The sequence below is a fragment of the Micromonospora globbae genome, assembly GCF_003610785.1.
Lineage (GTDB): Bacteria > Actinomycetota > Actinomycetes > Mycobacteriales > Micromonosporaceae > Micromonospora > Micromonospora globbae.
Genome location: NZ_RAQQ01000002.1, coordinates 209238 through 228779 on the forward strand (window position 1 = coordinate 209238; position 19542 = coordinate 228779).

A 19542-nucleotide genomic window follows, 5' to 3' on the forward strand; every position below is an offset into this window, starting at 1 on the left:
GCACCGTCGCGTCCGCCCGGACCGGCCGGGACGGTGTCGTGGGCTTCGTGCCGACCGCCGCCGCGCTCAATCCCCTGCCCTGATCCCTGAGCCGGACGACTGCGGCCGGCCGTCCGGCCAGTTCTTCGTGAAGATCCAGTCGAGGCCGTCCTCACCGGCGGTGTCGAGGCACGCGGCGCGTCGCAGCCCGCTGCGTGTGGCGACCGTGGCGGAGGCGACGTTCGCGGGCCGGACCCGCGCGATGACGGGGCGACCCGGCAGATGCGTGGCGGCCCAGTCGACGACCGCGGTCGCGGCTTCCGTGGCCACCCCGTCGCCCCAGGCGGCGGGGGCCAGGCGGTAGAAGAGGTTGAGCACCTCACGACCGGCCAGGTGCATCACCTTGAGGCCGCAGAAGCCGAGGCTGAGGCGCTCGTCGTCGGCCTCCCGGGGGTGGACGACCCAGTAGCCGAAACCGTGGTGTCGCCAGTGCTGGTCCCACCGGCGGTAGAGGTCCTCCGCGTCCGCCTGGCTGGTGAGCAGGTCAGCCGGGTTGTGCGCGCATGCCCTCCGGTCACTGTGGACGCGGTAGATGGCGCCGATGTCGGCGGGGGTGGGGCGCCGCAGGGACAACCGCGCGGTCGACAGTTCTTCGTTGCCGCCCATGGCGTCCATCCTCCCAGGGCGGGACGGTCGGGCCGGTGCCGGCGCTCCCGACACCGGCCGCCGCGGTGCGCTGGTCGGGGACCGTCAGTCGCGCAGCATCCCCGGCCCGAACACCTCGTACGCGATGCGCTCCGGCGGCACACCCCGGCGCAGCAGGCCGCCCCGGACCAGGCTCATGAACGGCACCGGCCCGCACAGATGCACCCGCGCCCCGGGGGAGAGCGGGATCCGGGCCGGGTCGACCAGCCCCTCGGCCACCTCGGCCTTCAGCCCGGCCAGCTCCCCGTCGGTCGCGTCCTCGTACCACAGCCGTACGGACAGGTTCGGCAGCCGCTCCTGGAGCCGGGGCAACTCCTCGCGGCGCGCGTGCGCGGAGGGCGTCCGGTCGGCGTGCACGAGCACCACCTCCCGCTCCGGCTCCGTGGCCGCGAGGTGTTCCAGCGCCGACAGGGCCGGGGTGAGCCCGATGCCGGCGCTCACGAGCAGCAGCGGACCGCCGTCGCCGAGCGCGCTGACCTCGCCGAACGGCGGGCTCAGCCGCAGTGTGTCGCCCGCGGCCACCCGCTCGTGCAGGTACGTGGAGACCATGCCGTCCGGCGCGTCACCGGCGCCGCGTACGCGCTTGACGGTGATCCGCCAGTCGGGAGCGCCCGGCCGGCCGGAGAGGCTGTACTGCCGGATCTGCTGCCCCCGACCGCCGTCCAGGTCGACCGCCACCGAGACGTACTGCCCCGGCGTGAACGCGGGCGCGGGAGCGCCGTCGGCCGGGACCAGGGTGAACGAGACGACGTCGGCCGTCTCCCGGGTCCGGGCCACCACCCGCCAGTCCCGCCACACCGCCCCGTCCTCGGCCACCCCGGCCAGGGTGTAGAGGCGGGCCTCCCGGGCGATCAGCTCGCAGGCGAGCAGCCAGTACACCTCGTCCCAGGCGGCCGCGACCTCGGCGGTGACGGCGTCGCCCAGCACCTCGCCGACGGCGGCGAGCAGGTGCCGCCCGACGATCGTGTACTGGGTGGCCGTGATGCCCAGCGAGGCGTGCTTGTGCGCGATCCGGTCCAGGATCGGACCCCACGGCACGCGCCCGTCGCCGGTCAGGTGCTCGGCGTAGGCGACCACGGCGGCGGCGAGGGCGGCCTTCTGCTGCCCGGTCGCCTGGTTGCCCCGGTTGAAGACGTCCAGCAGTTCGGGGTGGGCGTCGAACATGCGCTGGTAGAACCGGCCCGTGATCGCCTCCCCGTGGGCCTGGACGGCGGGCAGGGTCGCGGTGACCACCGCGGCTGAGGATTCCGAGAGCACGACTACTCCTTCCGGCGTGGATGAGGTCGACCTCCACGGAACAGAAACGCAACACCGCGGATCAGGGCCGAAGGTCCCGGGACCGCGTAGCGCCGCTCACACCCGCCCCCGCGCCCGCGACGACCGGCGGCGCGGCCGGCAGGGGCCGGCGGGCGGTCTCGGACGCGCGATGGACGTCGGCCCGTACGCGGCCGCCGGCCGCCGTGGTGGCCGGTGCGGGGATCACGCCGAGGTGCCGGGCCGGGTGGCGCACCGTCCCACGCCGGGGAGGAAGCGTCCGACCCGGGCGGCGTAGCGGCGGTAGGCCTCGCCGTGGGTGGCCACGAGGTGGGGCTCCTCGACCGCGCGGACCTGTAGTTGCAGTGCGAGGACCAGGACGAGCCAGGCGGCCAGGGCGACGGCGTTGGGCACCATGAGGGTGAGGCCGAGGGTGGTGGCCGCCATCGCGGTGAAGATGGGGTTGCGTACGAGCGCGAACGCCCCGCCGGTGACCAGGTCGGTGCGCTCGGCCGGGTCGACGCCGACCCGCCACGAGGTGCCCATGGCGAGCTGGGCGGCGAGCGTGGCGGCGATGCCGGCGACGGTCACGACGAGGCCGGCGACGTGCAGCCACCGCTCGTCGAGGCCGGGCAGTGCCGGCAGGCCCGCGAGGGCGGCTGCCGGGCCCGCGAAGCCGAGCACGAGGCTGGCGAGGAACAGCAGTTTGGCCCACCACCGCAGGGTTCCGGGCGGACCGGCGTCGAGGCGCAGGCCGGTGTCGCCGGTGCGGCGCCACTGCGACAGGGTGCGCCAGCCGAAGGCGAGCAGCAGTCCGAGCAGGTAGAGCAGCAGCGCGAGCCAGGGCACGTCAGTTTCCCAGGGGTGTCGGCGTGGTCCGCCGCCAGGCGGACCGGCGCAGGAGCCGCAGGCCGTTGAGGCCGACGATGACGGTGGACCCTTCGTGGCCGGCGACGCCCAGGGGTAGGGGCAGGTCGCCGACGAGGTCCCAGGTCACCAGGACGACGATGAAGGCTGCGGCGATCAGGAGGTTGGCCTTGACGACCCGCCGCGCTCGGCGGGACAGGGCGATCAGGGCCGGCAGGGTGCCCAGGTCGTCGCGGACGAGTACGGCGTCGGCCGTGTGCAGGGCCAGGTCCGATCCGTGGCGACCCATGGCGACGCCGAGGTCGGCCGTGGCGAGCGCGGGGGCGTCGTTGACGCCGTCGCCGACGAGGAGGACCCGCTGTCCCCTGTCCTGGAACTCGCGTACCCGCTCGGCCTTGCCGGCGGGGAGGAGGCCGGCGTGGGTCTCGGCGATGCCGGCCTCTGCCGCGAGCCGCCGGGCCGCGCCGGGGTTGTCCCCGGTGAGCAGGACGGGTGTGGCGCCGGTGAGGGCGGTGAGGGACGCGACCGTGGAGGCGGCCCGCGGCCGGATGCGGTCGGTGAAGGCGAGCACGCCCCACGGCCGCCCGTCGACGGCCACCACGACGGCGGTGTGGCCGGCGTCCTGCACGTCGGCGACCGCCCGCCGGACGTCGGCGGCGTCGCGGTCGGGTCGTTCGTCGGGCGGGCCGGGCCGGCCGACGGTGACGCGCCTGCCCTCGACGAGGGCGGAGACGCCGCGGCCCGGGGCGGAGCCGAAGTCGCCGGCGGGCGGGACCGGCACTCCGCGGTCCCGGGCGGCGGTCACGACCGCCACGGCGAGGGGGTGCTCGCTGGGGTTCTCGGCGCCGGCGGCCAGCCGCAGCAGTTCGGTGGCGTCGACGCCGGCCGCGGGGTGGACGCCGGCGAGGCGCGGGGTTCCGGTGGTGAGGGTGCCGGTCTTGTCGAACGCCACCAGGGTGGTGTCGGCGAGTCGTTCCATGACGACGGCGGACTTGACGAGCACTCCGTTGCGGCCGGCGAGCGCGATGGCGGACAGCAGGGGCGGCATGGTCGCCAGCACCACCGCGCAGGGGGAGGCGACGATCATGAACGTCATGGCGCGCAGCAGGGTGGGCTGGAACTCGGCCCCGACGGCGAGCGGGATGCCGAACAGGGCGAGGGTCGCCACGACCACGGCCACCGAGTAGCGCTGCTCGACCTTCTCGATGAACAACTGGGTCTTCGCCTTGGTGGCCGAGGCCTCGTCGACCAGCGCGACGATGCGGGCGATCACCGACTCGCCGACCGGCCGGTGCACCCGGGCCACGAGCGCGCCGGTCCCGTTGAGCGTGCCCGCGAACACCTCGTCCCCGGCCGCCTTGGTCACCGGCAGGGGCTCCCCGGTGATGGTGGCCTGGTCGACGTCGCTGACGCCGTCCAGCACCAGCGCGTCGGCGCCGATCCGTTCGCCGGGCCGGATCCGGATGACGTCGCCCACGGTCAGGCCGGCGGTGTCCACCACTTCCTCGCCGCCGTCGGGCAGGAGCCGGGTGGCCCGTTCGGGGGCCAGGTCGAGCAGGGCGCGCACCGAGTCGGCGGTCCGTGCCGTCGCGACGGCCTCCAACGCGCCGGAGGTGGCGAAGATGACGATCAGCAACGCGCCGTCGAACACCTGCCCGATGCTCGCCGCGCCGATCGCCGCCACGATCATCAGCAGGTCGACGTCCAGGGTCCGCGCGCGGAGCGCGCGCAGGCCGGCACGTGCCGGTTCCCAGCCCCCGGCCGCGTAGCACCCGAGGTAGAGCGCCCACCACAGCGCGGGAGGCGAGCCGAGCAGCTGGGCCGCACCGCCGAGCGCGAACAGTCCGGTGGCGACCATGGCCCACCGCACCTCGGGCAGAGCCCAGAGGCGGGCGACGAGGCCGGGCCCGGCGGGGCGGGTGGCGCTGACCGGTGGCGAGAGCGTCGAGCTGGTCACGAGGAACCACAATACCTGCGTGCATGCGAAGGTAAACAAGCAGCCATGCAGACGAGTAGTGGGGTAGCGGGCTATGGTTGGCGCGTGCACACGTCACTGCCCGACTTCCAGATGCCGAACGAGGAGCAGGTCCACCTGGCCGCCGAGGGCTTCCGGCTGCTCGCCGACCCGACGAGGATCAAGATCCTCTGGGCGCTGCTCCAGGGAGAGTCATCCGTCGCGTGCCTCGCGGACCTGGTCGGAGCAAGCCCCACCGCCGTCAGCCAGCACCTCGCCAAGCTGCGCCTCGCGGGCCTCGTGAAGGGTCGCCGGGAAGGCACCTTCGTGCACTACTCCGCGGCCGACAGCCACGTACGCGCCCTGCTCGCCGAAGCGCTGTTCCACGCCGACCACGCGGACAACCCCGACCGGCACGACGACCAGCCGCACGTGCACGAGCCGAGGCCGGCAGCCAGCCGCGGCTGACCGGAGCCGCGCGATCGTCGCGGCAGGTCCAGGGAGGTCGACCGGCGACCGCCCGACGAGGGGTGCGCCGACGTCCGGCCGCGGCCTGGACGAACCTCAGGCCCCCCGGCTGCGCGCGGCGGTCGAGGACACCGCGGCCAGGTCGGGATGTGCGGGCAGAAACACCGTGGGAACGCCCAGCGACTGGTTCATCGCGGCGAGCCGGGACTCGGTCTGCAGGTCGCTGGTGTTGCGCACCCCGCGGACGATCACCCCCACCTCGTGGTGACGGCACCAGGCGGCGGTCAACCCGCTCCAGGCCACCACGGTGACGGTGGTCCAGTCGGCCGGCAGGACGGCCCGGACGGCGGCCGCTCGCTCCTCCGCGTCGGCGCGCGGGTGCTTGGCGCCGTTGACCGCGACGAGGACGACCACCTCGTCGAAGAGGTGGCGTGCCCGGTCCACCACGTTCAGGTGTCCGGCGGTGAAGGGATCAAAGCTGCCGGGGTAGACGGCTCGCACGCGCCGGTGCGCCACCACACGGTGCTGCGCGACGCCGTCCACGCCGCCCGTGTCCGCGAGCGACCGAAGGTGAGCCACGTGGGGCATTCTCCCTCGCCGCCGTCGGGGCCGACGCCCGGGACGGCAGCCCCGGTCAGGCGGCGTCGCACCTGGCACCGACGCGGACGACCGCGCCGCTTCCGATCACTCGGCGAGACGTGTCGGCGCGTCGGTGTCCGCCTCCTGCGACGCGGCCCAGGAGGCGAGCAGGCGCAGCGCGTCCTCGGACGGGGAGGCGGGCTCGGCGGTGTAGATGGTGAGGGTGAGGCCCGGCTCGGCGGCCATCTCCAGCCCCTCGTAGGCGACGGTCAGGTCGCCGACGACGTGGTGGTGGAAGTGCTTCACGCCGGTGCCGTGGTGCCGGACGTCGTGCGCGCCCCATCGCCTGCGGAACTCCGTGCTCCGGGTGGAGAGTTCACCCACGAGGTCGTGGAGGTCCTTGTCGTAGGGGTCGCGGCCGGCTTCGGTGCGGAGGATGGCGACGCAGATGTCGGCGGCGAGGTCCCACTCCGGGTAGAAGCGGTGGGCCTTCTCGTCCAGGAACGTGTGCCGGGCGATGTTGGCGGGGCGCTGCGGCTGGGCGTACGCCTCGGCGTAGAACGCGCGGGCGAGCCGGTTCGCGGCGAGCAGGTCCAGGCGGCCGTTGCGGACGAAGGCGGGCCCCTCGGTGACCGCGTCGAGGGTCCACTGGAGGCTGGGGCGTACCGACCACTGCCGGGCGGTGCGGCGGCGCGGCCGCATGAGGGCGGCGCTGCCGTCCGCGGCCCGGGCGAGGTCGAACAGGTGCGCCCGCTCCGCGTCGTCGAGCTGGAGCGCACGGGCGATGGCGTTCAGGACGCCGGGGGAGACGCCCGCGAGGGCCCCGCGTTCGAGTTTCGCGTAGTACTCGATGCTCACGCCGGCCAGCGCGGCGACCTCGCTGCGGCGCAGTCCCGGCACGCGCCGGTTCGTGCCGGCGGGCAGTCCCGCCCGCTGCGGGCTGATCTTGGCGCGCCGCGAGACCAGGAACTCGCGGACCTCGGTGCGGTTGTCCACGTCTCGACCGTACGTGCCGCCGCTCCGCCAAAGGGTGCCCTGTCGGTACACCTGTCAGGGGAAACTCCCTGAGGCGGGCCGGCCGGGGTTTGCTGGACGGCGTCGCACACGAGCACCGGCCCTCCGGTGAGCCGCTCACGTCTCGGCTGATCACTCCCCGGATGGCGGCAATCCCCCGTCCTGCCGGGGTATGCGGGACGGGTGGCCCGTTTCGGCCGGACTCCGAACTCGAAAGGAAGATCCCCATGCGTGGTGCTGTCCTCTACGGCGCCGGTGACGTCCGGGTCGAGGAGCGCGAAGATCCGCGCATCCTTCTCCCGACCGACGCGATCATCCGCTTGTCCGCGACCTGCATCTGCGGTTCGGACCTGTGGCCCTACCGCGGCGTCGAGGCGGTCAAGGGGCCGGCGCCGATGGGCCACGAGTACGTCGGCGTCGTCCAGGACGTCGGCAGCGAGGTCAGGAACGTCACACCGGGCCAGTTCGTGATCGGCTCGTTCTTCGCCTCGGACAACACCTGTGTCATCTGCCGGGCCGGCTATCAGTCCTCCTGCGTCCACCGGGAGCCGGTCGGCGGGCTCGGCGCCCAGGCCGAGTACCTGCGCGTGCCGTTGGCCGACGGCACCCTGGTGGCCACGCCCGACACCCCGCCGGACGACCTGATCCCGAGCCTCCTGGCGGCCTCGGACGTACTGGGCACCGGCTGGTTCGGGGCCGTGGCCGCCGAGGTCGGGCCGGGCAAGACCGTCGCCGTCGTCGGTGACGGCGCCGTCGGCCTGCTCGCCGTGCTGGCGGCCAGGCAACTCGGCGCCGAACGCATCATCGCGATGAGCCGGCACGAGCCCCGCCAGAAGCTGGCGGCCGACTACGGCGCGACCCACATCGTCACCGAGCGCGGCGACGAGGGCGTCGCCCGCGTCAAGGAACTCACGGACGGCCTCGGGGCGCACTCGGTCATCGAGGCGGTCGGCACCCAGGAGTCGATGATGCAGGCCATCCGCGCCACCCGTCCGGGCGGGCATGTCGGCTACGTCGGGGTGGCCCACGACGTGCGCCTGCCCGGCGACGAGTTGTTCTTCTCCCACGTCCACCTGCACGGCGGCCCCGCGCCGGTGCGTCGTTTCCTGCCCGAACTGATCGACCTCATCTGGAACCGGCAGATCGACCCTGGCAAGGTCTTCGACCTCACCCTGCCCCTCGACCAGGCTGCCGAGGGGTACCGGGCCATGGACGAACGCCGGGCCGTCAAGGTCCTCCTCAACCCGTGACGGCCACCCTCCGGCCGCACCCACGCGCGGCGTACGGGCCGGATGCGCCACCGCGCGGGGCAGGAACCCGGTGGCGGCCGTGTCGCGGGAGGGGTGGGACGGGCGCTGGGCGCGGCGGCGTCAGGCACGGTGCGACGGGATGGTGTGCCACGCCACGACGGCGGCGGCGACGGTGATCGCCGCCGCGACCAGCGAGGTGGTCTGCATCGCGGCCGTGAACGCCTCGCGCGCGTGGTGAGCGAGCGCGGAGTCCGGTGGGGTGACGGTGAGGGCGGAGGCGAGGGAGTCCTCGATCATGGTGCGGTCGCCGGCCGGCAGGCCGCGCGGCAGGGTCAGGTTCGCGCGGTACAGGAAGGTGACGAGCGAGCCGAGGACCGCGATGCCGAGGGCGACCCCGAGTTCGTAGGCCGTCTCGGAGACGGCGGAGGCGGCGCCGGCTCGGCGGGGCGGGACCGCGGAGACGACCACGTCGACGGTGAGGGTCTGGGCGATGCCGACGCCCAGGCCGATGGGTACCAGCGCAAGCCCGAGCCACAGGTAGTGCTCCGCGCCCTCGGCCCCGGCGACCGCGACCAGTCCCAGTGCCGTGAGCACGAGTCCGATCCCGATGGCGCGTCCCGCGCCGAGCCGCGCCACGACCAGCCCGACCACGGCGATGGCCCCGATCGCCGCGATGGTCGCCGGCAGCTCGGCGAGGCCGGCCCGCAGCGGGCCGTACTCGCGGGCCAGTTGCAGGTACTGCGAGAAGAAGAACAACAGACCGGTCAGCGCGAAGACCGCCACGAAGTTGGCCAGCACGGCGCCGGAGAACGCCGGACGGCGGAACAGGCTGATGTCCAACAGCGGCGTGGCGAGTCGCCGCTGGCGGCGGGCGAACAGGTAGCCGGCGACCACCGCGGCCACGAGCGACACGGCGGTGACGGCGTCCGGACCCGACTTGGCGAGATCCTTGACCGCGTAGACGAACGGTACGACCGCTGCCATGGACAGCGCCGCGGACAGGAGGTCGAACCGACCCGGTGACGGGTCGCTGGATTCCGGCAGCAGGATCGCGCCCAGGGCCAGGAGGACGATCATGACCGGCACGTTGATGAGGAACACCGATCCCCACCAGTAGTGCTCGAGCAGGAACCCGCCGACCAGGGGGCCCAGGGCGGCTCCGCCCGCGAAGGCGGCCGACCACACGGCGATGGCGCGGGTCCGTTCGCGGGCGTCGGTGAACAGGTTGCGGATGATCGACAGCGTCGACGGCATGATCGTCGCGGCGGCGACGCCGAGCAGCAGGCGGGCCACGATCAACGTTCCCGCGTTCGGGGCGTAGGCGGCCAGCACGGAGGCGAGCCCGAAGCCGACAGCGCCGACGAGCAGCGTCTTCTTGCGCCCGACGCGATCGGCCAGGTTGCCCGCCGTCACGAGCAGCCCGGCCAGGGCGAGGGAGTACACGTCCCCGATCCACAGGATCTGTGTCGCGTTCGGCGACAGGTCCTGCGTCAGCGCCGGTACCGCGAGGTACAGGACGGTCCCGTCGATGGCCAGCAGCAGGATCGCGATGACCAGCACGCCGAGGGCGGCCCAGCGCCGACGGTGGGGGGTGGTGCCGGTGACCACCGGCGTGGGGTCGTGGAGTCCCATGGCAGAAAACTGTACCGTCCGGTCGGTATAGTTAGGGGCGTTCGCGTGGACCCGCCACGTGGGATCCATCACCTGACCATCGTGTGCCGGAGAGGTGTTGCCGATGGGCCGAACGGCAGGTCGCAGTGCGGGGGACACCCGCGGCATGGTGCTCGACGCCGCGCGTGACCTGTTCCTCCGCCGTGGGATGGCCGCCACGCTCGACGCGATCGCTCAGCACGCCGGCGTGTCCAAGGGCGGGCTGATCTACCACTTCCCCAGCAAGGACCACCTCATCACGGCACTCGTCGAGTCGCTGCTCGACGCGTTCCGCCGCGCGGTCCACGAGCATCTCGATCCGGACGACGACCGCCCCGGACGGCTCGCCCGCGCCTACGTGCGCGCCTGTCTGCACGTGCAGGATCCCGGAGCCGTACGCGAGGACACCATCCTGATCGCCCAGTTGATCACGAACCCCGCGGTGATCGACATCGCCCGTTCCGACGCCCGGCGATGGCGTGACGACCTCACCGCGGACGGCCTGCCCGGCCGCGTCGTCAGCCTCGTCATGGCCGCCGCCGACGGCGCGAGCATGGCCGTCCTGTGGGGCGGAGAGCCAAGCGAAGCGGAGAAGGAAGAACTCGCCCGCCAGCTCATCGACCTGACGCTCGACCCCACCTGACCCCTGCCGGGCCACGAGCGTCCGGGACCGGCGCTGTCGTCCCGGGCGAGGGCCGCGCCCGGGACGGCAGCCCCGATCAGCCGGTCAGAAGTCGTCGTCGAAGCTGACCGTGCCGGTCACGCCCACCTGGTACGCGGACACCCGCCGCTCGAAGAAGTTCGACAGCTCCTGGACGTCCTGCAACTCCATGAACGCGAACGGGTTGCGGCTGCCGTACATCGGCGCGATGCCGAGGACGGCCAGGCGCCGGTCGGCGACGTGCTGGAGGTACTCGCGCATGTCGGCCAGCGACAACCCGGAGACACCCTGCTCCAGCAGGTCGGCGGCGAACTGCACCTCGCACTCCACCGCCTCGGCCAGCATGTCCCTGACCTGCCGCTCCATCTCGGCGTCGAACAGGTCCGGCTCCTCGGCGCGTACCGTGTCCACCACGTCGAAGGCGAACGCCATGTGCATCGACTCGTCGCGGAACACCCAGTTGGTCCCCGAGGCGAGGCCGTGCAGCACGCCCCGGGAGCGCAGGAAGTAGACGTAGGCGAACGCGCCGTAGAAGAACAGCCCCTCGATGCAGGCCGCGAAGCAGATCAGGTTCAGCAGGAAGGCCCGACGGTCCTCCCGGGTCCGGAGTTCCCGCAGCGCGAAGATGGAGTCGATCCACTTGAAGCAGAACTCCGCCTTGCGGGCGATCGAGGGGATGTTCTCCACCGCCGCGAACGCCTCGAACCGTTCCCTCTCGTCCGGCACGTACGTGTCGAGCAGGTTCAGGTAGAACTGGACGTGCACCGCCTCCTCGAAGAGCTGCCGGGAGAGGTAGAGCCGGCCCTCCGGGGAGTTGACGTGCTGGTAGAGGTTGAGCACGAGGTTGTTGGCGACGATGGTGTCGCCGGTGGCGAAGAACGCCACGAGCCGGGACACCAGGTGCCGCTCGGCGGGTGACAGCCGGGCCAGGTCGGGCAGGTCGGAGTGCAGGTCGACCTCCTCGACGGTCCAGGTGTTCCGGATGGCGTCCTTGAACCGGTCGAAGAAGTGCGGATAGCGCATCGGCCGCAGGGTCAGGTCCATGCCGGGGTCGAGCAGCATGTGCCGCTCGCCGGTGCGCGGTTCGGGAACGGTGGTCACTGGCAGGCCTCGCAGCTGTCGGGGTTCTCCAGGGAGCAGGCCAGCGCCGCCGCGTCGCTCGCCGCGACGACCGGGCTGATCACCGGCGCGACGGTGGCCTGCTGGATGCGGGTCGCCGGACGCGACCGCAGGTAGTAGGTGGTCTTCAGCCCGGACTTCCAGGCGTACAGGTACATCGACGAGAGCTTCCCGATGGTCGGGGCGGCGAGGAACAGGTTCAGCGACTGCGACTGGTCGACGAACGGCGCGCGGGCGGCGGCCAGGTCGATCAGCGCCCGTTGCGGCAGCTCCCAGGCGGTGCGGAACAGTTCCCGCACGTCGGCGGGCAGGTCCGTGATCCCCTGCACCGAGCCCTCGGCGCGCTTGATCTGCTCCCGGACCGCCGGGGTCCACAGCCCCCGCGCCTTCAACTCCCGGACCAGGTACGTGTTGACCTGGAGGAACTCACCGGACATGGTCTCGCGCTTGAACAGGTTGGACACCTGCGGCTCGATGCACTCGTAGCAGCCGGCGATCGAGGCGATCGTGGCGGTCGGCGCGATCGCGACGAGCAGGGAGTTCCGGAGCCCGTGCGCGGCGACCGCCGACCGCAGCGCGGCCCACCGCTCGGTCTGCGCCGGTGTGACGCCCCACAGGTCCGGGTGCAGGTCGCCCTTCGCGGCACGGGTTTCGGCGTACGCGGGGTGCGGGCCGAACCGTTCCGCGAGCCCGGCCGACGTCTCCAGGGCGGTCAGGAAGATCTCCTCCTGCACCCGGGTCGACAGCTCGCGCGCCCCGGCGGAGTCGAACGGCAGGCGCAGCGTGAAGAAGGCGTCCTGCAGGCCCATGAGCCCGAGCCCCACCGGTCGCCAGCGAGGGTTCGAGGCCGCCGCCTGCGCCGACGGGTAGTAGTTGATGTCGATCACCCGGTCCAGGAACACCACCGCCGTGCGTACCGTCGCCCGCAGCTTCTCCCAGTCCACACCGGAGGTGGTGACGTGGGCGGCCAGGTTGATCGACCCCAGGTTGCACACCGCGGTCTCGGTGTCGTCGTTCACCTCCAGGATCTCGGTGCACAGGTTCGACAGGTGGATCGTGTTGCCGGGGGCGCCGGTCTGGTTCGACAGCCGGTTCGCGGCATCCTTGAACGTCATCCATCCGTTGCCGGTCTGCGCGAGCGTCCGCATCATCCGCCCGTACAGATCCCGGGCCCGGACCCTGCGGACGGCCTTCTTCTCGGCCGCGCGGTACGCCTCGTCGAACGCCTCGCCGAACAGGTCGGGCAGCTCGGGGGCGTCGGACGGGTCGATCAGCGACCACTCCTCGTCCGCCTCGACGCGGCGCATGAACTCGTCCGGGATCCAGTTCGCCAGATTGAGGTTGTGCGTACGCCTCGACTCCTCGCCGGTGTTGTCCCGCAGCTCCAGGAACTCCTCGATGTCCGGATGCCAGGGTTCGAGGTAGACGCAGGCCGCCCCCTTGCGCCGGCCGCCCTGGTTCACCGCCGCCACACCGGCGTCGAGCGTCTTGAGGAACGGCACGATGCCGTTGGACCTGCCGTTCGTGCCCCGGATCAGCGCACCGCGTCCGCGGACGCGCGACCAGGAGATCCCGATCCCACCGGAGAACTTCGACAGCTTCGCGACCTGGTGGTACCGCTCGTAGATCGAGTCCAGCTCGTCCCGGGGCGAGTCGACCAGGAAGCACGACGACATCTGGGTGTGCCGCGTCCCGGAGTTGAAGAGGGTCGGCGAACTCGGCAGGTACGCCAGGCTCGACATCAGCCGGTAGAACCCGATCGCCTCGCCGGGCGTATCCGACAACCCGCACGCGACCCGCAGCAGCCAGTACTGCGGCGTCTCCACGACGAGTCGGGACTCCGGATGCCGCAACAGGTACCGGTCCGTGACCGTGCGCAGGCCGAAGTACTCGAACCGGAGATCCCCGTCCGGGTCGACGGCGTCGTCGAGCTTGCGGGCGTTGCGGGCGACGAACGCCGCGGTGGCGTCCCCGATCAGTCCCAGGCCGTGGGCGTACGCGATCGCCTGGCTGAAGCTCGCCACGCCCTGCCCGCGGACCTCCTTGTCCACGTACGCCGCCAGCAGCCGTGCCGCGAGCCGCGAGTACTGCGGCTCCTCGCCGATCAGCTCCGCCGCCGTCTGGATCGACAGCTTGTCCAGCTCGGCGGTGCTCGCCCCGTCGTACAGCCCGCTGATCGTTCGGGTGGCGACCCGCAGCGGGTCGACCTCGTCCAGGTCGGCGACCCAGCGCTCGACCGCCCTGACGATCTTGTTGACGTCCACCGGCTCGGTGTCGCCGTCGCGCTTGCGGACCCGCATCGCCTGCCGACGCTGCTCCGGTGCCGCCTGATCGGCCACCGCCACGTCCTGTGTCGCCGTCACGTCCCCTCCTCACGCCTGTCCCGAGGTCGACGGGCGCGCAGGAGGAACGCCACTGGTCGCCGGGCGGCGCACCGGTCGGGGGGACCGGCGTCTCAGGGCGTCGGCCGTCCCGCGCGGCCTCCGACCGCCACACGCGACGCGTGCGGCGCGCTGGCAGGTCTTCGGACTCGTGGGCGTGACCGGAGGTCGCCTACTGGCCGTCGCTTCCCAGACCTCGTGGCCCAGTGCTGTGGTGACGGCGGTCGTTCCCACTCACCGCTGCGGGGCAGTCCCGGATTCCCACCGGCTTCCCTCTTGCCTCGACCACCGTGGACCGGTGGCCGAACCAGCTGCACGGACACCATATATGGGTGCGCCCCCAACATGGCAACACCACATGGTGTGTCTGGCGTGTCGCCAGTATCACCGCGGACCCGGGACTCGCACAGGTCGTCGATGGACGGTGACCCGAGGTCGGGGTGGGCCGGCCGTGTCGCCGCCCCGGGGATCCGCGGCGCGCCGTCGTCCGTCGCGTGGGCGTCGGGCGCCGGCGACCCGCGTGGTCTACTGAAGGCGATACTCCGCGGGCCCGGCCGACCGCGAACGCGGCGCCGCACGCGCGACACCCGGACGAGGCGACCCCGCCCAGGCACGGTGAGGCGTTACCGATGAGACTCAGCTACTGCCAGGACACGACCCCCGCCGACTGGCTCGTGGGATCGGACACGCCCGCCGAGCAGTTGATCACTTTCGGGCCGTCGGGGTTCGAGGCGTTCGCGCGGCTTCGCTTCATCCCTGATCCCACCCGTCCCGGCCAGCAGGAGGCGGACGCCGACGTTCCCGACGACCACCCCACGGACATCGCGCAGACGCGGCGGGCGCTGCGCCTCCTCGCGCCGTTCACGTCCACCCCGGACGAGTGCTACTTCTGCCTCTGGGAGGGGTACTCCGACGCCCCGCTGCCGCCCGAGGTGCAACACGGCCGACTGGTCGAGCTGCCCCACCGCCGCTACGCCCTGCTGCGCGGTTCGCTGGCCGACATCGACGCCTGGGAGGCGGACCTCGGCGGCGGGCAGAACATCGCACCGCCGGCCTTCGTCTGGCCGGCCGACCACAGCTGGTGCTTCGCCAGCGACGTCGACCCGCACTGGGCCGGCATCGGCGCCGAGCGGGCCGCCGTCGACGCGCTCGTCGGTGACCCGCGGCTCGACGTCGTACCGGCCCGGCCGGCAGACCCGCGGCCCTCGTACCGCTGATCGACGAGCCAGGCAGTGTCCGCTGGCTCCCCCGGGCGGCGATCTGGGATGCTTCGCCCATGCCTTCCTTCCCGCCCACCTTCGCCGATGAGATCATCGCACTGCCCGCCCACGCCCAGTTCGAGGCGTTCCTCGACGAGCACCGAGCCGCGCTCAACGCCTGCCTGGACGGGTTGACGGAGGAACAGGCGCGCCGGTCGTTGGTGGCCTCCCGGACCACGCTGCTGGGTCTCGTGAAGCACGCGACCTTCGTCGAGAAGGTCTGGTTCGACGAGGCCGTCACGGGCCGGTCGCGCGCCGAGATCGGCATTCCCGAGACGTCGGAGGAGTCGTTCGTCCTCGACGACGACGACACGATCGCCAGCGCCCAGCGCGCGTACCGCGAGGCCTGCGAGGCGTCCCGCCGGGCGACGTCGTCGCTGGGTCTGGACGACATCCTCCGCGGGCACTGGCGCGGCCCGCTCCCGCTGCGGTGGGTGTATCTCCACGTGCTGCGGGAACTCGCCCAGCACTGCGGGCACGCGGACATCCTCCGGGAACAGCTCCTCGACCGGTAGCGCGTGGACGCCGCCTCATGCCGCCGGCAGGGCGTCGTCAGTCGCTGCTCAGGAGCATGTTGATGAAGACGAGCAGCTTGCGGCCCGGGGTACGGGGCAGGTTGGGTAGCGGCACCCGTACCTGGCTCTCCACGAACGGCAGCGCCACGGTGACCGGGATGGTGCGCCGGTGGACCGGCGTGCCGAGCCGTACGCTCCACTGCTGCGCCGCCTCGTCGAGCTCGGCCATGATCTCGTCGATGGTGCGCGCGTCGCCGCGTTCGGTGGCGTCCGTGAGCGCGGCCATGCCGGCCCGGAACGCGTGCACCTCGGGCTGTTCGCGTAGCCAGGCGATGACCCGGCCGAGGCTCCAGCCGCGGCGTTCGGCCGTTGCCTTGACGTAGTGCGCGAGCACGGGCGTGGGCACGGCGGGCTGGGCGGCGCCCAGCCACTTCTCCTTGCGCTGCAGGTAGGCGGCCCGCACCTGCTCGGTGAAGACGCCGAGGATGCGGGAGGCGTGACCGTACTCGGGCGAGTCGTCGTGGTAGGCCTTGCTGCGGTCGAGCAGGAGCGCCGAGCCGGCACTCTCCTGTAGCGCGAGGTAGTAGAAGAGCCGGATGAGCAGCAGTGGGCCGTGCCCGAACACGCGCGGCTGCGACCCGAACGCGCTGGTGAAGGCCCGCAGCACGCCGCGGGTCTCTTCGCGGCGGTCCAGGCCGCGCACCACGTCGTCCCAGTAGGTCGACGGATAGAAGTGGGTCCCGGGATACTCGGCGGCGAGCGCCGGGGGTGTGTGACCGCCGGGCAGGACGTCGCGGAGCCGCACGTCTGGCATCTGCTGGAACAGTTCGGCCCCGCGCAGGTAGAGATCCGAGACCGCCTGCGGGTCCAGGTCGAGGATCTGGAAGCCGGGGCCGACGTCGGTGGTCCACTGGAGTCGTTCGCGGTTGGCGTGGATCGTCGGTCCGTCGAGCAGGACACGGTCAAACAGCACGAGACACTCGAGAGCCGCGGCCTCCCACGGCGGCGTGTGCCGCGCGGGGGCGAAGCTGTCCAGGCGCAGCCACAGCAGGGTCGACGTGTCGACCAGTAGAGACGGCGTACGGTCCACCGGGCCCTCCTTCGCTGGTACCTCACGCATTGTGGCGGCCGGCGTCCATCCCCGGTGCCTCGCCGCCGGGAGCGGCCCGTCGGCAGGCTGGGCGACGGCTGACTGTGGTCGCGGTGACGCCGGTCGCCGACCGCCGGCGGGAAATCCGGGTGCGAGGGCCGGTGGGGTGGTCTGTGATCGAGGGATGGCGATCACGATGGGTACGCCGGCGGTCGACGAACTCGGCGACGTGCTGCGAGTGTTGGGGGAGTGGCAGCACGACGGCGGGCCCGTGCAGCTGCATCCGGGAGATGTGGGGTGGTTCTGGCGGTTCGGTGCGGAGCGGACGGCGACGGCCACGCGGACGTGGAGCCGGGCCGGGGACGTTCTGGCGGTCGGACTGCTGGACGGCGCGGACCTGGTGCGGTTGGCGTTCGCGCCGGACGCCCTACGGGACGAGGAGCTGGCGCGGCGGGTGGTCGAGGACGTGTCGGCGCCCGAGCGTGGGGTGCTGCCCGAGGGCGCCGTGTCCGTCGAGGTGCCGGTGGGCGCACTCGTCCAGGACCTGTTGTCCACGCACGGCTGGGAGAGCGGTGAGCCGTGGACGCTGCTGCGGCGTGACCTCGGCGTGCCGGTGCCGGATCCCGGTGCTCGGGTCGAGGTGATCGGGCCGGAACGGGCGCACGAGTGGGCCGCCGTCGTGCGGGCGTCGTTCGACGGGTCGACGTTCACCGAGGAGCGCTGGCACGCGATGGCGTCAGGTGTGCCGTACGCCGGCGCGCGGTGCCTGGTCGTTCGCGACGAGCGGGGCGAGGCGGTGGCGGCCGTGGCGGTGTGGTCGGCGGGCGGCGGCAGGCCCGGGCTGATCGAGCCGATGGGGGTGCACCGGGCACACCGCGGTCACGGACACGGCCGAGCGATCACGATGGCCGCGGCTCGCGCGCTCCAGGAGTTGGGTTCGTCCAGCGTCGTCGTGTGCACCCCCAGCGCCAACGTGGGCGCCGTCGCCACGTACCGGTCGGCGGGCCTGGACCGGTTGCCCGAGAGACGGGACCTGCACCGCGCCGCCGCCTGAGGTGTTCGCAGTGACGGTGGTCAGGTGTGGGCGAGGACGGACGGTCGGCGGGTGCGGCGCACGTGGAAGCGGGCGCCGTGGGCGAGGGAGAGACCCAGGCCGGCGAAGGCGAGTCCGCCCACGTGGCCGACCCACGGGGACCAGCCCTCGACGTCGCCGACCGTGAAGCCGGCGGCTGTGGCGACGATGGTGGCGAAACCGTAGGGGGTCAGGGTCACGGCGCCGGCGCCGCCCAGGACGAGCAGCGCCCGGCGTGGCAACCGCTCGCCCCAGGGCCGGGTCAGCGCCGCCAGCAGCAGTACCCCGGCGAGAGCGCCCAGCACGGTGAAGTCGATGCCGTGCCGCTCCATCCACACGAGCACCTCCGGCGCGCCGTCCGCGCGCAGTGCGGCGGCGAGGTCACCGGGTGGCCGGCCGGCGTTCCCGCCGAACGCCCAGTAGGTCTTCATCAGGACGTAGGGAGCCAGCGCGGCGATCCCGAGCCAGACGATCTTGGGCGTCGTCGTCGAGGTCATGCGCTGATTCCACTGCGGCCCGGGCCGCGGAACATCCCTCCGGGGAACCAACCGGCTCCCCCACGAGGGGGACCGACAAGCGCGCCGGCCACGGCGACCGGCACTCAGGCCCGCCGCACGTCGTCCCAGCGCCCCGGGAGGTGCCGCACCACCCGCGTGCTGCCTGTGCAGCCGGACGGGCAGTCCACGTGGTAGTTCGCGGACTGCCGCGCGCCGGCGAGGAGGTACGACAGCCCCACCAGGTTGCCGCTGAGCCGCGCCGCCTCGGCCTCGATGTCCTCGAAGCGCCGCTGCTCGGCCAGCAGCCAGCCGAGCTGCCGGTAGGAAGGGTTGCGGCCCGGTTCGGCGAGCAGGTCCCGGACGAGCTGGGTCGCCTCCTCCAGGCGGCCCTGTGCCGCCAGTAGCCGCACGCGAACGTGCTCCTCGCCCGCGTCGACGGCCGATCGGTAGGCGGCCACGGCCTCGTCGGAGCGGCCGAGCTTCTCCAACAGGACACCGAGGGGCCATCGCGGAACGCCCTTCGTACCGATCGCTGACCGGTAGGCGTGAACCGCCTCTTCCATCTGGCCCGCCCGAGCGTGCACCTTGGCCAGTCCGACACCCGCCGTCGCGTCCCCGGCCGCGATGGCTGTCCGGTACGCGGCGACCGCCTCGTCCACGCGGCCTGTCTTGGCGAGCAACGCGGCGAGACGGGACCGAGCGTGTGGCTCGCCCGCCTCCAGCGCTGCCCGCCATGCGGCGATGGCCTCCTCGGTGCGGCCGGCATCCGCCAGCATGTCCGCGAGGCCGCCGTACGCTCCAGGCAGGCCGGCCTCGATGGCGGCCCGCCATCGCGCCTCCGCCTCCTCGACACGGCCGTTCTCCAGGAGGAGGTCGGTCAGGCGGTCCACGTCCCGCCAGTCCCCGTTGCGGGCCCGGGCCTCGAGAATCGTGATCGCCTCGTCGACCCGTCCCCGCTCGACCAGCCAGTCGGCGCGGTCGTCCGGAGCAGTCGGCCCATCGATCATGACGGCACCATACGACCCGGATGTGCGACGGCCGTACCCGATTTCCGCGGTCATGGTTTCCCACCGACGGGCAGCTGGCTCGGCGTGTGCGCTGTCCGGCGTGCCGGGCTCGGGAGCGCTGAGCGCCCGCGCCGACCAGCCGGTCGAAGAGCAGTCCGTCGACGAACGCGACGAACTGTGCGCTGGCCGCGTACGACCGGTTGCGCCGGTCCCGCACCCAG

18 protein-coding genes and 1 riboswitch are annotated in these 19542 nt (G+C 72.8%); of the genes, 6 read left to right on the forward strand and 12 right to left on the reverse strand.

The window, feature by feature from the left end:
• Nucleotides 1-66: 66 nt before the first annotated feature.
• The 4 genes from D7I43_RS03340 to D7I43_RS03360 form a co-directional block, all read right to left on the reverse strand.
• Nucleotides 67-645, reverse strand: a complete 579-nt coding sequence (locus D7I43_RS03340) for a GNAT family N-acetyltransferase (protein ID WP_204985148.1) — start codon at nucleotides 643-645, stop codon at nucleotides 67-69.
• A gap of 84 nt (nucleotides 646-729) precedes the next feature.
• Nucleotides 730-1941 (reverse strand): globin domain-containing protein, encoded by a 1212-nt coding sequence (locus D7I43_RS03345; protein WP_120326872.1) that lies wholly within the window; start codon nucleotides 1939-1941, stop codon nucleotides 730-732.
• A gap of 222 nt (nucleotides 1942-2163) precedes the next feature.
• Nucleotides 2164-2787: a methyltransferase family protein gene (locus D7I43_RS03355; protein WP_120326874.1), complete on the reverse strand. Its 624-nt coding sequence runs from the start codon at nucleotides 2785-2787 to the stop codon at nucleotides 2164-2166.
• 1 nt (nucleotide 2788) lies between these two features.
• Nucleotides 2789-4762, reverse strand: coding sequence for a heavy metal translocating P-type ATPase (locus D7I43_RS03360; protein ID WP_275670803.1), 1974 nt, complete (start codon nucleotides 4760-4762; stop codon nucleotides 2789-2791).
• 84 nt (nucleotides 4763-4846) lie between these two features.
• Here D7I43_RS03360 and D7I43_RS03365 point away from each other — a divergent pair, with 84 nt between their 5' ends.
• Nucleotides 4847-5227: an ArsR/SmtB family transcription factor gene (locus tag D7I43_RS03365; RefSeq protein WP_120326875.1), complete on the forward strand. Its 381-nt coding sequence runs from the start codon at nucleotides 4847-4849 to the stop codon at nucleotides 5225-5227.
• A 96-nt stretch (nucleotides 5228-5323) separates the two neighbouring features.
• On the opposite strand, the gene coaD is transcribed toward D7I43_RS03365, so the two are convergent.
• Both coaD and D7I43_RS03375 read right to left on the reverse strand, forming a co-directional pair.
• Entirely contained in the window at nucleotides 5324-5806 is a 483-nt protein-coding gene (gene coaD / locus D7I43_RS03370) for a pantetheine-phosphate adenylyltransferase (protein ID WP_240032779.1), read from the reverse strand.
• Nucleotides 5807-5911: 105 nt separating this feature from the next.
• Nucleotides 5912-6802, reverse strand: coding sequence for a helix-turn-helix transcriptional regulator (locus D7I43_RS03375; RefSeq protein WP_120326877.1), 891 nt, complete (start codon nucleotides 6800-6802; stop codon nucleotides 5912-5914).
• A gap of 245 nt (nucleotides 6803-7047) precedes the next feature.
• Here D7I43_RS03375 and D7I43_RS03380 point away from each other — a divergent pair, with 245 nt between their 5' ends.
• A complete protein-coding gene (locus tag D7I43_RS03380; RefSeq protein ID WP_120326878.1) occupies nucleotides 7048-8070 on the forward strand; it encodes a zinc-dependent alcohol dehydrogenase family protein in 1023 nt (340 codons plus the stop codon).
• A gap of 120 nt (nucleotides 8071-8190) precedes the next feature.
• Here the strand turns inward: D7I43_RS03380 and D7I43_RS03385 are convergent, their stop codons facing one another.
• Nucleotides 8191-9702 carry an MFS transporter gene (locus D7I43_RS03385; RefSeq protein ID WP_120326879.1) on the reverse strand — a complete coding sequence of 504 codons (1512 nt, stop codon included), beginning with the start codon at nucleotides 9700-9702 and terminating at the stop codon, nucleotides 8191-8193.
• 103 nt (nucleotides 9703-9805) lie between these two features.
• On the opposite strand from D7I43_RS03385, the gene D7I43_RS03390 reads away from it, so the two are divergent.
• Nucleotides 9806-10363 (forward strand): TetR/AcrR family transcriptional regulator, encoded by a 558-nt coding sequence (locus tag D7I43_RS03390; RefSeq protein WP_120326880.1) that lies wholly within the window; start codon nucleotides 9806-9808, stop codon nucleotides 10361-10363.
• An 84-nt stretch (nucleotides 10364-10447) separates the two neighbouring features.
• Here D7I43_RS03390 and D7I43_RS03395 read toward each other — a convergent pair whose 3' ends face one another.
• Together D7I43_RS03395 and D7I43_RS03400 are read right to left on the reverse strand one after the other, a co-directional pair.
• Nucleotides 10448-11443 carry a ribonucleotide-diphosphate reductase subunit beta gene (locus D7I43_RS03395; RefSeq protein WP_120327081.1) on the reverse strand — a complete coding sequence of 332 codons (996 nt, stop codon included), beginning with the start codon at nucleotides 11441-11443 and terminating at the stop codon, nucleotides 10448-10450.
• Nucleotides 11444-11478: 35 nt separating this feature from the next.
• On the reverse strand, nucleotides 11479-13800 hold the full coding sequence (locus tag D7I43_RS03400) for a ribonucleoside-diphosphate reductase subunit alpha (protein WP_420870183.1): 2322 nt from the start codon (nucleotides 13798-13800) through the stop codon (nucleotides 11479-11481).
• A gap of 198 nt (nucleotides 13801-13998) precedes the next feature.
• Nucleotides 13999-14208: riboswitch (cobalamin riboswitch) on the reverse strand.
• Nucleotides 14209-14510: 302 nt separating this feature from the next.
• On the opposite strand from D7I43_RS03400, the gene D7I43_RS03405 reads away from it, so the two are divergent.
• The gene (locus D7I43_RS03405) at nucleotides 14511-15098 is read left to right on the forward strand and encodes a hypothetical protein (RefSeq protein WP_120326882.1); all 588 of its coding nucleotides are present in this window, start codon (nucleotides 14511-14513) and stop codon (nucleotides 15096-15098) included.
• 59 nt (nucleotides 15099-15157) lie between these two features.
• Nucleotides 15158-15655 carry a DinB family protein gene (locus tag D7I43_RS03410; protein WP_120326883.1) on the forward strand — a complete coding sequence of 166 codons (498 nt, stop codon included), beginning with the start codon at nucleotides 15158-15160 and terminating at the stop codon, nucleotides 15653-15655.
• A gap of 37 nt (nucleotides 15656-15692) precedes the next feature.
• Here the strand turns inward: D7I43_RS03410 and D7I43_RS03415 are convergent, their stop codons facing one another.
• Nucleotides 15693-16745 carry a hypothetical protein gene (locus D7I43_RS03415; RefSeq protein ID WP_120326884.1) on the reverse strand — a complete coding sequence of 351 codons (1053 nt, stop codon included), beginning with the start codon at nucleotides 16743-16745 and terminating at the stop codon, nucleotides 15693-15695.
• A gap of 184 nt (nucleotides 16746-16929) precedes the next feature.
• On the opposite strand from D7I43_RS03415, the gene D7I43_RS03420 reads away from it, so the two are divergent.
• On the forward strand, nucleotides 16930-17799 hold the full coding sequence (locus D7I43_RS03420) for a GNAT family N-acetyltransferase (RefSeq protein WP_120326885.1): 870 nt from the start codon (nucleotides 16930-16932) through the stop codon (nucleotides 17797-17799).
• Nucleotides 17800-17819: 20 nt separating this feature from the next.
• Here D7I43_RS03420 and D7I43_RS03425 read toward each other — a convergent pair whose 3' ends face one another.
• Nucleotides 17820-18314: a hypothetical protein gene (locus tag D7I43_RS03425; RefSeq protein ID WP_120326886.1), complete on the reverse strand. Its 495-nt coding sequence runs from the start codon at nucleotides 18312-18314 to the stop codon at nucleotides 17820-17822.
• Between the two features lie 104 nt (nucleotides 18315-18418).
• Complete coding sequence (locus tag D7I43_RS03430; protein ID WP_158610069.1) at nucleotides 18419-19321, reverse strand: tetratricopeptide repeat protein; 903 nt, start codon at nucleotides 19319-19321, stop codon at nucleotides 18419-18421.
• Nucleotides 19322-19542: the final 221 nt, after the last annotated feature.

Coding starts and splice junctions, on each gene's coding strand:
- D7I43_RS03340 (WP_204985148.1), bottom strand. CDS start 645: ATGGGCGGCAACGAAGAACTGTCGACCGCGCGGTTGTCCCTGCGGCGC.
- D7I43_RS03395 (WP_120327081.1), bottom strand. CDS start 11,443: ATGCTGCTCGACCCCGGCATGGACCTGACCCTGCGGCCGATGCGCTAT.
- D7I43_RS03400 (WP_420870183.1), bottom strand. CDS start 13,800: ATGCGGGTCCGCAAGCGCGACGGCGACACCGAGCCGGTGGACGTCAAC.
- D7I43_RS03405 (WP_120326882.1), top strand. CDS start 14,511: ATGAGACTCAGCTACTGCCAGGACACGACCCCCGCCGACTGGCTCGTG.
- D7I43_RS03410 (WP_120326883.1), top strand. CDS start 15,158: ATGCCTTCCTTCCCGCCCACCTTCGCCGATGAGATCATCGCACTGCCC.
- D7I43_RS03380 (WP_120326878.1), top strand. CDS start 7,048: ATGCGTGGTGCTGTCCTCTACGGCGCCGGTGACGTCCGGGTCGAGGAG.
- D7I43_RS03390 (WP_120326880.1), top strand. CDS start 9,806: ATGGGCCGAACGGCAGGTCGCAGTGCGGGGGACACCCGCGGCATGGTG.
- D7I43_RS03385 (WP_120326879.1), bottom strand. CDS start 9,702: ATGGGACTCCACGACCCCACGCCGGTGGTCACCGGCACCACCCCCCAC.
- D7I43_RS03420 (WP_120326885.1), top strand. CDS start 16,930: ATGGCGATCACGATGGGTACGCCGGCGGTCGACGAACTCGGCGACGTG.
- D7I43_RS03430 (WP_158610069.1), bottom strand. CDS start 19,321: ATGATCGATGGGCCGACTGCTCCGGACGACCGCGCCGACTGGCTGGTC.
- D7I43_RS03425 (WP_120326886.1), bottom strand. CDS start 18,314: ATGACCTCGACGACGACGCCCAAGATCGTCTGGCTCGGGATCGCCGCG.